The following is an 11,785-nucleotide window of genomic DNA, read 5'->3' as shown; positions in this document are numbered from 1 at the left end:
ATTGTCATCCGGGGAAATCATCGCCATGGGGCGGGTCGCCCGCCGCTTCCAGCCGGGCATTTTCCGCATCGTCGAATATGCGGGAACGGACGATGAAACGCACGCCTTCGGGGCTTTCCAGCGACATGCCCGCGCCGCGCCCCGGTACGACGTCGATCGTAACCTGGGTATGGCGCCAATATTCGAACTGCGCCGCGCCGATCCAGACCGGAATGTCTCCTGCGACATGGCCCAGCAGCACATCCTGTGCGCCGACCTTGAACTCGCCGCGCGGGAAGCACATCGGCGCGGAGCCGTCGCAGCAGCCGCCTGATTGGTGGAACATCAGCGGGCCGTGCATGGACGTCAGCCGCTGCATCAGTGCCTCAGCCTCCGCCGTTGCCAATATTCGTGGTGGCAGTGCCGTCATATCTGACTCCATTCCCTCAAAAACAACGGTGCGGCGGACACCGGGGAAGGGTGCCCGCCGCCGTCGAAGGCGTGTTGGAGAGGGAGAACGCCTTCTGACGAACCGTTCCCCGATTAGAAGAAGCCCAATGCCTTGGGACTGTAGCTAACCAGCAGATTCTTGGTCTGCTGATAATGATCCAGCATCATCTTGTGGTTTTCGCGGCCGATGCCCGACTGCTTATATCCGCCGAACGCCGCATGGGCGGGATAGGCGTGGTAGCAGTTGGTCCATACGCGGCCAGCCTGGATGCCCCGGCCCATGCGATAGGCGCGCGTTCCGTCGCGGGTCCATACCCCCGCGCCCAGCCCGTAGAGCGTGTCGTTGGCGATGGCGAGCGCTTCGGCCTCATCCTTGAAGGTGGTGACGGCCAGTACCGGGCCGAAAATCTCCTCCTGGAAGATGCGCATCTTGTTGTGGCCCTTCAGCACGGTCGGGGTCACATAATAGCCGTCGGCCAGTTCGCCATCCAGCGATGCCCGTTCGCCGCCGGTCAGCAGTTCGGCGCCTTCGTTCAGGCCGATCTCGATATAGGAGAGGATCTTTTCGAGCTGGTCGTTCGATGCCTGCGCACCGATCATGGTGCTGGGGTCGAGCGGGTTGCCCTGCTTGATCGCTTTCACTCGGGCGATCGCGCGTTCGATGAACTTTTCGTAGATGGATTCCTGGATCAGCGCGCGGCTGGGGCAGGTGCAGACTTCGCCCTGGTTCAGCGCGAACATCGCAAAGCCTTCCAGGCATTTGTCGAAATAATCGTCGTCGGCGTCCATCACGTCGGCGAAGAAGATGTTGGGCGACTTGCCGCCCAGTTCCAGCGTGACGGGGATCAGATTTTCCGAGGCATACTGCATGATCAGACGGCCGGTGGTGGTTTCACCGGTGAAGGCGATCTTGCTGATCCGCTTGTTGCTGGCGAGCGGCTTGCCCGCTTCGACGCCAAAGCCGTTGACGACGTTCAGCACGCCGGGCGGCAGCAGGTCGCCGATCACGTCCAGCAGGACCAGGATCGACATGGGCGTCTGTTCGGCGGGCTTCAGCACGATGCAGTTGCCGGCGGCCAGTGCCGGGGCCAGCTTCCACACGGCCATCAGGATCGGGAAGTTCCATGGGATGATCTGACCCACCACGCCCAGCGGCTCGTGGAAATGATAGGCGATCGTGTCATGGTCGATCTCGCTGATCGACCCTTCCTGCGCGCGGACGCAGCCGGCGAAATAGCGGAAATGATCGATGGCGAGGGGGATGTCGGCATGGGTCGTCTCGCGGATCGGCTTGCCGTTGTCGATCGTCTCGGCCATCGCGATGAGGTCCAGATTGGCCTCCATCCGGTCGGCGATCTTCAGCAGGATGTTCGACCGCTCGGTGGACGAGGTCTTGCCCCAGCCATCCTTCGCCTTGTGCGCGGCGTCCAGTGCCAGTTCGATGTCGGCGGCGGTGCCGCGCGCGATCCTGCCGACGACCTGACCGGTCACGGGCGAGATATTGTCGAAATAACCGCCCTGTACCGGGGCGACCCACTCGCCACCGATATAATTGTCATATTGATCGCGGATCAGCGTCTTTCCCGCGAAACGCTCCATTGCCTGCTGCAACATGCTTCTACTCCCGAATGCTATGCGTCTGAATGAAAGAGGCGGCGCTTACTTCACCTTGGCCAGCGCAGCGGTCATGCGCTTGGCGGCGAAGGGCGGCAGTTTCACGGCCTTGGCGGCGGCGATGTCGGCCGGCGTCACCTTGCCCACCTGCACCAGCGCGACCATGCCCATCGAATAATGCGGCATGCACTTGACCCCGTAGAGGCCCGGCTTGCTGACGGTCAGCACCGCTTCCTTGTTCATGCCACCCTTCATTGGCGTGGCGCCGGCGGGCAGCATGTTCGCCATGGTTTCGGCATTGTGGCTGGCGTCGGTCGGCTTGAAGTGGATCGTGTCGCCGGGCGCGGCCTTCACATAGCTGGGTTCGAATACCATGGCGCCATCGGTGCCCTGATTCTTCATCTGGACGACGATGTCCTTGGCAGCCGCAGGCAGCGAAAAGGCGAGGGCGGCGGCGGTCAGCAAGTAGGCCGGGATGCGCAGGTCAGTCAAATCACTCTCCATGGAATCGAACGGCTTGGTCTGCCGGATTGGCTGGAGAGTGCGGCCACAGGGGCGGCGCGCACAATTGACCTTTGGTCCTATGGAGCGACCCCGCCCTCTGGCCGGGCGGTGGAAAGCGGCCTTTTCAGGTCGGTCCAGCCTTCGACCCCTTCGGCCAGCCACCAGACATTGTCATAGCCCTGCGCGCGCAGTCTTTTGGCCGCGTTCCAGCCCATCCAGCAATCCGACCGGCAGAAGAGGATCAGCATCCGGTCGCGCCGCCCGCCCGTCAGCCGGGCGATGCCTTGCATGAACCAGTTGCCGATGCCGGGGGCCAGTTCGCCGCGGCCCGCTTCGGGGAACCAATGGGCGCCGGGGATGGATTCATGCGGCATGGCAAGCCGCCAGCGCCCGTCCGCCTCTCGATGGCCGCCCTCGGCCGGCAGGACGTCGATGAACAAGGCGTCCCGTCCGGGACGCAACTGCGCTGCGGCTTGCGGTGCGATGCGACCGACGCCGGGCGGCGCGCTATGCACCGGCGCCCGATAATGGGCGATGCGATAGCCTTCCGCATCGAACAGGGCATCCTGCGCCAGCGCAGGCGCGGGCAGCAGCAGGGCGGCCATCAGCACGCCGATATGGGCAAGGCGCATGTCTCTCTCCCGATACGACCAACGGCCAATAGTAACCGACCGCGAAGGAGAATAGACCCCACCATAAGGGAGAAGGATGTTGCAAAGGCAGGCAAGCCTTTGGGTCGCGCTCGCCCTGGTGTCGGTTGCGGCCGAGGCCAGGGCGAAAGCGCCCGCCGATCCGCTGGGGTCGCCGATGTGGGAGGCCCATGCCCGCACCCTGTTCGGTGACGATCCGGTGCGGTTCGATCCACGGGTGAAGGTCGATTTCCCGATGATCGCCGAAAATCAGCGATCCTTCCCGGTCGCGATCGACGCCCGCGCCATTCCCGGCGTCACCCGCATGGTGTTGCTGGTCGACCTCAATCCCATACCGATCGCGATCGACTATCGCCCCACCCATGCCGCCGCTTATGTCGCGACCCGGATCAAGCTGGACCAGCGGACCCCGGTGCGGGGCGCTGTGCAACTGGCGAGCGGGGAATGGCTGGTATCGGGCGGCTGGGTCGATGCGGCAGGTGGGGGCTGTTCCGCGCCCCCGGTCAGCCGGGTGAAGGGCGATTGGGCCGATCATCTGGGCGAAATACGGGGCGAAACTTGGCCGATGGCGAACGGCGTGAGCCGGGTGCGGCTCAGCTTCCGCCATCCGATGGACACCGGCTTCGTCGCCAACATCGCCACCTATCATCTGGAGGCACTGAGCGTGAAGGCGGGGGAGCGGACGCTGGGCGAGATGGAGATATGGGCGGCTGTGGCCGAAGACCCGGCCATCACCCTGATGGTCGATGGCGGGGCGGGCGAGCCGCTGCGTGTCGAGGCGCGCGATACCAATGGGCGCGATTATCGGGCGGCGCTGTCTGTGGCACGCCAGTCCCCCATGCCGGCGGGCCGATGATCCTGTCGCGGCGGTCCGTGCTGGGTGGCATGGCGGTGCTGGCGGCTGCGCCGGCGCGGGCCGCCGATTATGCGATCGCGCCAGAACCCATCGGCGAGGGTATGTGGCTGGTGTGCGGGGCGGACGAACCGATCGAGACGGATAATGGCGGGGCCATCGCCAATATCGCTATCATCGCCACGCCGGCCGGGACCGTGCTGTGGGAATGCGGGCCGTCCATCCGCTATGCCCGCGCGCTGGGCAAGCAGGCCGAGCAGCTGACGGGCAAGCCGGTGGTTCGGGTCTATGTCAGCCATCTTCATCCCGATCATGGCATGGGGCTTGGCGCGTTCGATCCGGCCATTGTCGCGGCGCTGCCCGGTACGATCGACGCGCTGCGCGCGGAGGGGCAGGGCTATGCCGACGGCATGTATCGGCTGCTGGGCGACTGGATGCGCGGCACGGATCTGGTCCTGCCGGGCAAGGTGATCGGGCAGGGTGAGGAGGATTTTGGCGGTCGGACACTGCGGCTGCTGGCATTGTCGGGGCATAGCGGCGCCGATCTGGCGTTGCTCGATTCGCAGACGGGGCTGCTGCTGGGCGGCGACCTCATCTTTCACAACCGGGCGCCGAGTACGCCGACGGCGGACCTTGCTAAATGGCGCGGCAGCCTCGACCAGTTGAAGGCGCTGCCGCACAAGGGGGTCGTGCCGGGCCATGGACCGTTCGATGCGGGCGGCATGGCGGCGATCGATCAGACGCGCGAGTGGATCGACTGGCTGGAGGCGACGCTGACGCAGGCGGTGCGGGACGGACTGGACATGGTGGAGGCGGGCGAACTGCCGATTCCGGACCGGTTCGCGGCAATGGCGGCGGCGCGCTATGAATTGCAGCGCAGCGTGTCGCATCTCTATCCGGGGCTGGAAGCCAAGCTGCTGCCGCGGGTGGATGTGCCCTGAATGAGACAGCGAGTTGGACAGTATTTGCGGTTTTTCTGAAGTTTAAGGCGTTGTTTAATGACGGATTTTAGGAAGGCATGCGTTCAAGTTGAACGCATGCCTTCCTATTTCTGTTTATAATCAATGGCTTGTATTCAATTTTCGGGTTTGAAGATCAGTCGACGCCCTGAATGATGAACGTCTGATAGTCGCCGCTTTTCAAGCGGTAACCCAATGCTTCCTGATAGGCGGGGCTGTCATACCAGGCTTCGGCCTCCTCAAAAGTCGGGAAGGCGATGATGACCGCGCTTTCGGTCGCCGGCCCGTCGGTGGCGCGCGTCTTGCCATAGACGGCCAGCGGCGTGATCGCATGACCCGCCATGGATTTCTGCGCGAGGTCGCCATAGGTGGCGAAGGTATCCGGGTCCGATATGCTGTTGCGCACGGCGACGAAATAAGCGGTCATGAGCGTCTCTCTCCTTATGTCTGCCGGTCAGAATAGCGCCTTCACGCCGACTTGCCAGCGGCGCGGCGCGCCGGGGCCGTAGGCGCGGGGGTTGGAGGCGCCGGGGGCTTCCTCCAGTTCGATCTCGTCCACTTCGCCGAAGGTGCCGAAGGTCGCGTAACGGCGATTGAAGGCGTTGTTGAGCGTGCCGAACAGGCTGACGCCACGCATCAGGGTGACGCTGGCGCGCAGGTTGACGACCGCATAGCCGCCCAGCTTCGCTTCGTCATTGCCTTCATCCCCGATCAGATATTGGCCGGAACGGGCCAGCAGATCGCCGCCGACGGACCAGCCCTTCGCAGCATAATCGAGGCTGAGTGTCGCACTGTGGCGGGGGATGCCGGGCAGGCGGTCGCCGCGTTCGACCGCTATCAGGCCATCCTCGTCCGCAGAAGGATTGGCGGGGCTGGAGAGGGTGAGCGGGGCGCGATAGCTGGCGTCGATAAAGGCGTAGCTGAGGCCGGCGGTGAACCCGCCCCGGCTGGCGTGCAGGGTGGCTTCGACGCCCTGCCGCCGGGTCATGCCGATATTGCGGAAATAGGCGCGACCGCGAATTTCCGACGCGACATATTGGATGTCGTTGCGATTGTCGGTGCGATAGGCGGACAACAGCCAGTCGATCGCGAAACCGCCGACCTGCCCCTTGCCCTTGGCGCCGGCTTCCCAGCTTTTGGCGACGACCTGCTTCAAGGGCGGGTCGGCCACGAAGAAGTTGGTGAGGCTGCATGGCGCATTTTCGTCAGCGCAGGAGAGTTCGGCCGGGGTCGGCACGCGATTGCTCTGCGCATAGCCGGCGCGCAGGCTGAGGCCGTCCGACAGGGCATAGTCGAATTCGATGCCGGGGTTCAGACGCTCGAAGCGATGGCGGCCGTTCAGGGCGGTGCCGATCTGGTCCTGCATCACGATGCGGGCATGGTTGTAGCGCAGGGCGATTTCGGCGGAGAGGCGCGACGTGATGGGCAGGCGATCCTGCGCGAAGACGCCCCAATAATCGGTATGGGCGATGAGGCCCACGGGCGCGATCGCGCCGTCCTCCTGCACGATGATCGACCCCAAGCCATCGACGCTGCGGTCGTCGGTCAGGGCGCCCAGTTCCGTGGCGGTATCGAAGCGGGTGCGGCTTGTGTCGTAGCTGAAGCCCAATGCGAAGACATTCTCACTCGCACCCAGCGTCCGCTTGTCGATCAACTGGACCAGCGCGCCCATCGCCCGCGTGGCGGTGCGGCCCCGGTTCAGCACGCCATAGCCTTCGCCGCCCAGCGTGTCGGCGATAGGATTGCCATTGGCGTCGGTCAGGACGGCCTGTTCCTCGTCATCATCGTCCGCGCCGACGGTTTCGAGGCAGACAAAGCCGGCATCATCGTCATCCTCGCACCCTTCGATATCGGCTGCGTCGCCATTGACGGTGCGCAGGGTGAGTTTCTGGGCGTAGAGCGTGCCTTCGATCCGGGTGGTGTCCGACAGGGCGACCCAGGGGTGGAGGCTCACCCGGCCATAGCGGCTGCGGCTATTGTCGGGCCAGGTGAAGACGGCGCGGCGGTCGGCGGCGAGCAGTTCGACCGGCGACACGCCATTGCCGGTAAGGTTGGTGTTGGCGCCGACGACCTTGAGGTGCAGGCCACCCGTCGCGGTGTCGAAACCCAGATCGGCATAGCCATTATAAAGAGTGGAGGGCGAATGATCGCGCCAGCCATCGTCATGCGTATATTGGAAGGCGCCGAAGGCGCTCCAGTCGCCCCAGGCGGCGCCGCCCGCGACGCTGGCTTCCGTCATGCCGAAGCGGCCGTGGGAGAGGCTGGCCTCCAGCCCCGGATCGCTCGCCCCGGTCTTGGTTTCCAGCGTCAGCGCGCCACCCAGGGCATTCAGGCCATAGACGGCGCTTTTGTCGAGCAGGGCGACGCTGCGGATCGCGGCTTGCGGCAGCAGATCGAATTGCACCGTGTCGCCGAAGGGCTGGTTGAAGCGGGCGCCGTCCAGATAGACGGCGATGCCCTGCGACTGGCCCTGCAATGGAGAGGCGGTGAAGCCGCGATAGACGAGATTGGGTTGCCAGGGATTATTCTGCGCATCCTGCAACGTCACGCCGGCGAAATTGCGGGTGAGGGCGCCCAGGATATCGGGGTTGCCGCTGCGGCCGATGTCGGCGGCGGTCAAGGTGAGTGCGTCGTCGATATCGACCGCGCCGCCCGGTGCGGTGACGATGATCGGCTGGCGGGTGCCCTCGCCCTGATCGGGCGTCTGTGCCCATGCCGTTCCGCCGACCAGCCCCATTGCGCTGCCGGCCAGAAGCGCCGCCAAAATCCGCATCCTGTCCTCTCCCCATCCGTCTTTGGCGGGGAGGGTAGGGGCGGGCCGGGCGGCGCTCCATTATACCTTGGGTCAAGTCCTTGATTTACAGCACCGGCCCGCACACCCACCCGACCGCCTACGGCAGTATCCTGATGGGTGGACGGGTGGGGGTGCGGGCCGGTGCGGGCTATGCGCCGTGAGGCGCATCAAAAATTCAAGCCGCCTGCGCTTTCAACAGCTTGTCGATGGTCAGCGGATAGTCCCTCAAGCGAAGGCCGGTGGCGTTGTAGATGGCGTTGGCCACCGCCGCGCCCGCCCCGCATATGCCCAGTTCGCCGACGCCCTTGGCCTTCATGGGGGAGCTTTTGTCGTCCAGCTCATCGATGAAGAGAACATCCTGCTGGGGAATGTCGGCATGGACCGGCACCATATATTCGGCCATGTCGTGATTGACGAAGAAGCCGAAGCGCGTGTCGACGTCCAGCGCTTCCATCAGCGCCGCGCCCACGCCCATCGTCATCGCACCGATCACCTGGCTGCGCGCCGATTTGGGGTTGAGGATGCGCCCAGCGGCAAAGGCCCCGCCCATGCGGCGGACGCGCACTTCGGCGGTGTCGATATCGACGCCGACCTCGCAGAAATGCGCGCCGAATGTCGCCTGCGCATAGCGTTTGTCGAGATCGCCATAGTCCATACTGTCTTCGGCCCAGAGGCCGTCGCGGCCGGCGAGCGATGCCAGCGTCTGCGATTTATTGGCGAGTTTGACCAGGCCATCCTCGAACAGGGCCTGATCGGCGGGGTAGCCGGCCTGTTCCGCCAGCTTCGCGCGCAGCGCCATGGCGGCGGCATAGACGCCGGCGGTCGCACTGTTCGCGCCCCACTGGCCGCCCGAACCGGCCGATACCGGGAAGCGGCTGTCGCCCAGGCGCACCGTCACTTGCTCCAGTGTCACGCCCAGCATTTCCGCCGCGGTCTGCGCCACGATGGTATAGCTGCCGGTGCCGATATCGGTCATGTCGGTTTCGACGATGATGCGACCTTTTGCATCGACACCGATGCGGGCGCCGGATTTCTGCACCAGATTGTTGCGGAACGCCGCCGCCACGCCCATGCCGACCATCCAGCGGCCGTCACGCACCTGGCCCGGTTTCGGGTCGCGCTTGGCCCAGCCGAAATGGTCGGCGCCCGTGCGCAGGCATTCCACCAGCTTGCGGCTGGAAAAGGGGCGCTGCGGGCCGGCTTCGGGATCATATTGCACATCGTTGCGGATGCGCAGTTCGACCGGATCGACGTTGCAGGCCTCGGCCAGTTCGTCCATCGCGATTTCCAGCGCCAATAGGCCGACCGCTTCGCCGGGCGCGCGCATGGCGTTGCCCTCCGGCAGGTCGAGCGTCACCAGCCGGTGCGCGGTCATCCGGTTCGGTCCGCGATAGAGGAGGCGGGTCTGCTGCGCCGCCGTTTCCGGGCCGCCGCCGGGCAGATCGCCCGACCAGACTTCATGCCCGATCGCGTCGATCACCCCGTCCTTGTTCGCGCCGATGCGGATGCGCTGGATCGTCGCGGGGCGGTGGGTGGTGTTGTTGGGGATCTGATGCCGGGCGATGGCGACCTTGACCGGGCGACCGACCTGCTTCGCGCCCAGCGCGGCGAGGATCGCGTCGGCGCGCACGAAGAGTTTCGACCCGAAGCCGCCGCCGATATAGGGGGAGACGAGGCGGACATTATCCTTGGGGATGCCCAGCGTCTTGGCGACTTCGCCCACGCCCCAGGCGATCATCTGGTTGGATGTCCACAGCGTCAGCTTGTCGCCATTCCAGGCGGCGGTGGTCGCGTGGGGCTCCATCATCGCATGGCTGTGGTCGGGCGTGGTGTAGCGCTGGTCGATCTTCACGGCGGCCTTTGCGAAGCCGCCGTCGAAATCGCCCGCCGCAGTATCGGCATCCTTGCCGGGATTGACCCCGCGCGCCTGATCGGCCGCCAGATCGAACCGGCCATCCGCTGCCGCATAGTCGATCCGTACCAGCTTGGCCGCGTCGCGCGCATTTTCGAACGTGTCGGCGATGACCAGGGCGACCGCCTGCTCATAATGGTCCACCTGCGGCCCGCCCAGCAGCGGCGCGGTGTTCATCGATCCCTTGCCCAGCTTCCCCGCATTGGCGTGGGTGACGATGCCCAGCACGCCCGGCGCGGCTTCGGCGGCGCGCAGGTCCATGGCGGCGATCCGCCCCTTGGCGATGGCCGATCCGACCATCCAGCCATAGGCGGCGTTGGGGGCGGCGTCGTGCCGTTCATAGGCATAGGGGGCGCTGCCCGTGACCTTGGCCGCGCCGTCGATGCGATCATGGGGGATGCCGATCACCCGGCCGCGATCGATCGGGTTGGGGCCGGCTGGCGTATCGAACTTCATGCCCGTGCCTCCCGCTGGCGGTAGAGGGACGTCAATGTCCGTTCGACCAGCAGCTTCTTGAAGTCGTTATGATGGGTGGTGCGGGCGCCGCTCAGGGCCGCCTCCGCCACGGCTTTGGCGCCCTGTTTCGCGGCGGCGTCGGCCGTTGGGGTGCGCCATGGCTTGGCGCCGATGCCGCCGAAGGCGAAGCGGGCGCTGCCGTCCTTGTCGAACACCGCTGCGACCGACACCAGAGCGAAGGCGTAGGAGGCGCGGTCGCGGACCTTGCGATAGACATGGGTGCCGCCGATGGGCTTGGGCAATGTCACCGACGTAATGATCTCGCCGGCTTTCAAGGCCGTTTCCTTGTGCGGCGTGTCGCCGGGCAAAAGGTGGAAGTCGGCGATCGGGATGGCGCGCGCCACGCCGTCCGCGCTCATCGTATCGACCTGCGCGTCGAGCAGGCGCATCGCGACGGCCATATCGCTGGGATGCTGGGCGATGCAGGCGTCGCTGACGCCCAATATGGCGAGACTCCGGCTCATCCCCTGCATCGCGCCGCAACCGCTGCCGGCCTTGCGCTTGTTGCAGGGCATGCGCGTGTCGTAGAAATAGGGGCAGCGGGTGCGTTGCAGCAGGTTGCCGCCGGTCGTCGCCTTGTTGCGCAATTGCCCCGATGCGCCGGCCAGCAGCGCCCGGCTGAGCACCGCATAGTCGCGGCGCACGGCCTTGTCGGCGGCCAGATCCGTATTGCGGACCAGCGCGCCGATGCGCAGGCCGCCATCGTCGGTCCTTTCGATCCGGTCGAGGCCCAGATGATTGACGTCGATCAGATGGGTCGGCGTTTCGATCTGGAGCTTCATCAGGTCGAGCAGGTTGGTGCCGCCGGCGATGAAGCGGGCGCCCTGGACCGAGCCGGCCGCCCTGGCTGCCGCTGCGACATCGGTCGCGCGTTCGTAGGTGAAGGGCCTCATGCCTTTGCCTCCCCGGCGACGTCGCGCATCGCCGCGATGATATTGGGATAGGCGGCGCAGCGGCAGATATTGCCGCTCATCCGCTCGCGCAGTTCGGCGTCGCTGATCGCGACATCGTCCAGATCGGCGGTCACATGGCTGGGGATGCCTGCCTCTATCTCCTCCAGCACCGAAACGGCGGAGCAGATCTGGCCCGGCGTGCAATAGCCGCACTGATAGCCGTCATGCACGATGAACGCCTTTTGCATGGCGTGCAGATGGTCGGAGGTGCCCAGCCCTTCGATCGTCGTCACCTTCTCGCCGTCATGCATCACCGCCAGCGTCAGGCAGCTGTTGATCCGGCGGCCTTCCACGATCACGGTGCAGGCGCCGCACTGGCCATGGTCGCAGCCCTTCTTGGTGCCAGTCAGGTGGAGATGTTCGCGCAGCGCATCGAGCAGGCTGGTGCGCGGGTCGAGTTGCAGATGCACCTCGCGGCCGTTGACGGTCAGTTCGACGGGCATCATGGCATTGGCTCCGCTGGTCTTGGGCGTCGGCGCTGCGGCTGACAAGGTGGGCGCGGCGGCGGCGAGCACGGCGCTGCCCTGCAACAGGCCGCGGCGCGTCAGTTGATCGGACGACATGGTTGATCTTCCCTGCTGTTTTGGCCTGTAGGCTTTTG

11 protein-coding genes are annotated in these 11,785 nt (G+C 65.5%); 2 read left to right on the top strand and 9 right to left on the bottom strand.

What is annotated here, in order from left to right:
• Positions 1 to 4 precede the first annotated feature (4 nt).
• The 4 genes from F4U94_RS12365 to F4U94_RS12350 form a co-directional block, all read right to left on the bottom strand.
• A complete protein-coding gene (locus tag F4U94_RS12365) occupies positions 5 to 409 on the bottom strand; it encodes a DUF779 domain-containing protein (RefSeq protein WP_120251419.1) in 405 nt (134 codons plus the stop codon).
• 113 nt (positions 410 to 522) lie between these two features.
• Complete coding sequence (gene adh, locus F4U94_RS12360) at positions 523 to 2,043, bottom strand: aldehyde dehydrogenase (protein ID WP_120251420.1); 1,521 nt, start codon at positions 2,041 to 2,043, stop codon at positions 523 to 525.
• 45 nt (positions 2,044 to 2,088) lie between these two features.
• Positions 2,089 to 2,547 (bottom strand): pseudoazurin, encoded by a 459-nt coding sequence (locus F4U94_RS12355; protein WP_172598797.1) that lies wholly within the window; start codon positions 2,545 to 2,547, stop codon positions 2,089 to 2,091.
• 77 nt (positions 2,548 to 2,624) lie between these two features.
• Positions 2,625 to 3,152, bottom strand: coding sequence for a rhodanese-like domain-containing protein (locus F4U94_RS12350; RefSeq protein ID WP_197716455.1), 528 nt, complete (start codon positions 3,150 to 3,152; stop codon positions 2,625 to 2,627).
• A gap of 103 nt (positions 3,153 to 3,255) precedes the next feature.
• Between F4U94_RS12350 and F4U94_RS12345 the strand changes: the two genes are divergently transcribed.
• A complete protein-coding gene (locus F4U94_RS12345; protein WP_170271934.1) occupies positions 3,256 to 4,053 on the top strand; it encodes a quinoprotein dehydrogenase-associated SoxYZ-like carrier in 798 nt (265 codons plus the stop codon).
• Positions 4,050 to 4,991 (top strand): quinoprotein relay system zinc metallohydrolase 1, encoded by a 942-nt coding sequence (locus tag F4U94_RS12340; RefSeq protein ID WP_120251422.1) that lies wholly within the window; start codon positions 4,050 to 4,052, stop codon positions 4,989 to 4,991. Before F4U94_RS12345 ends, F4U94_RS12340 begins: the two co-directional genes overlap by 4 nt.
• A gap of 154 nt (positions 4,992 to 5,145) precedes the next feature.
• Here F4U94_RS12340 and F4U94_RS12335 read toward each other — a convergent pair whose 3' ends face one another.
• From F4U94_RS12335 to paoA, 5 genes are all read right to left on the bottom strand, one after another.
• Entirely contained in the window at positions 5,146 to 5,436 is a 291-nt protein-coding gene (locus F4U94_RS12335; protein ID WP_120251423.1) for a DUF1330 domain-containing protein, read from the bottom strand.
• Between the two features lie 27 nt (positions 5,437 to 5,463).
• A complete protein-coding gene (locus tag F4U94_RS12330) occupies positions 5,464 to 7,782 on the bottom strand; it encodes a TonB-dependent receptor (protein WP_120251424.1) in 2,319 nt (772 codons plus the stop codon).
• Positions 7,783 to 7,978: 196 nt separating this feature from the next.
• Positions 7,979 to 10,171 (bottom strand): aldehyde oxidoreductase molybdenum-binding subunit PaoC, encoded by a 2,193-nt coding sequence (paoC, locus tag F4U94_RS12325; protein ID WP_120251425.1) that lies wholly within the window; start codon positions 10,169 to 10,171, stop codon positions 7,979 to 7,981.
• The gene (locus tag F4U94_RS12320; RefSeq protein WP_120251426.1) at positions 10,168 to 11,124 is read right to left on the bottom strand and encodes an FAD binding domain-containing protein; all 957 of its coding nucleotides are present in this window, start codon (positions 11,122 to 11,124) and stop codon (positions 10,168 to 10,170) included. The genes paoC and F4U94_RS12320 overlap by 4 nt, the downstream gene beginning before the upstream one ends.
• Positions 11,121 to 11,747 (bottom strand): aldehyde dehydrogenase iron-sulfur subunit PaoA, encoded by a 627-nt coding sequence (gene paoA / locus F4U94_RS12315; RefSeq protein WP_120251427.1) that lies wholly within the window; start codon positions 11,745 to 11,747, stop codon positions 11,121 to 11,123. Before paoA ends, F4U94_RS12320 begins: the two co-directional genes overlap by 4 nt.
• Positions 11,748 to 11,785: the final 38 nt, after the last annotated feature.

Source organism: Sphingobium limneticum, assembly GCF_008710155.1.
Taxonomy (GTDB): Bacteria; Pseudomonadota; Alphaproteobacteria; order Sphingomonadales; family Sphingomonadaceae; genus Sphingobium; species Sphingobium limneticum.
Note: the sequence above shows the minus strand (reverse complement) of the source record. Positions and strands in the feature narration are given on the sequence as shown.

What these genes read in the sequence shown, in the direction of transcription:
- F4U94_RS12365 (WP_120251419.1), bottom strand. Translation starts at nt 409, where the DNA reads ATGACGGCACTGCCACCACGAATATTGGCAACGGCGGAGGCTGAGGCA.
- adh (WP_120251420.1), bottom strand. Translation starts at nt 2,043, where the DNA reads ATGTTGCAGCAGGCAATGGAGCGTTTCGCGGGAAAGACGCTGATCCGC.
- F4U94_RS12355 (WP_172598797.1), bottom strand. Translation starts at nt 2,547, where the DNA reads ATGGAGAGTGATTTGACTGACCTGCGCATCCCGGCCTACTTGCTGACC.
- F4U94_RS12350 (WP_197716455.1), bottom strand. Translation starts at nt 3,152, where the DNA reads ATGGCCGCCCTGCTGCTGCCCGCGCCTGCGCTGGCGCAGGATGCCCTG.
- F4U94_RS12345 (WP_170271934.1), top strand. Translation starts at nt 3,256, where the DNA reads ATGTTGCAAAGGCAGGCAAGCCTTTGGGTCGCGCTCGCCCTGGTGTCG.
- F4U94_RS12340 (WP_120251422.1), top strand. Translation starts at nt 4,050, where the DNA reads ATGATCCTGTCGCGGCGGTCCGTGCTGGGTGGCATGGCGGTGCTGGCG.
- F4U94_RS12335 (WP_120251423.1), bottom strand. Translation starts at nt 5,436, where the DNA reads ATGACCGCTTATTTCGTCGCCGTGCGCAACAGCATATCGGACCCGGAT.
- F4U94_RS12330 (WP_120251424.1), bottom strand. Translation starts at nt 7,782, where the DNA reads ATGCGGATTTTGGCGGCGCTTCTGGCCGGCAGCGCAATGGGGCTGGTC.
- paoC (WP_120251425.1), bottom strand. Translation starts at nt 10,171, where the DNA reads ATGAAGTTCGATACGCCAGCCGGCCCCAACCCGATCGATCGCGGCCGG.
- F4U94_RS12320 (WP_120251426.1), bottom strand. Translation starts at nt 11,124, where the DNA reads ATGAGGCCCTTCACCTACGAACGCGCGACCGATGTCGCAGCGGCAGCC.
- paoA (WP_120251427.1), bottom strand. Translation starts at nt 11,747, where the DNA reads ATGTCGTCCGATCAACTGACGCGCCGCGGCCTGTTGCAGGGCAGCGCC.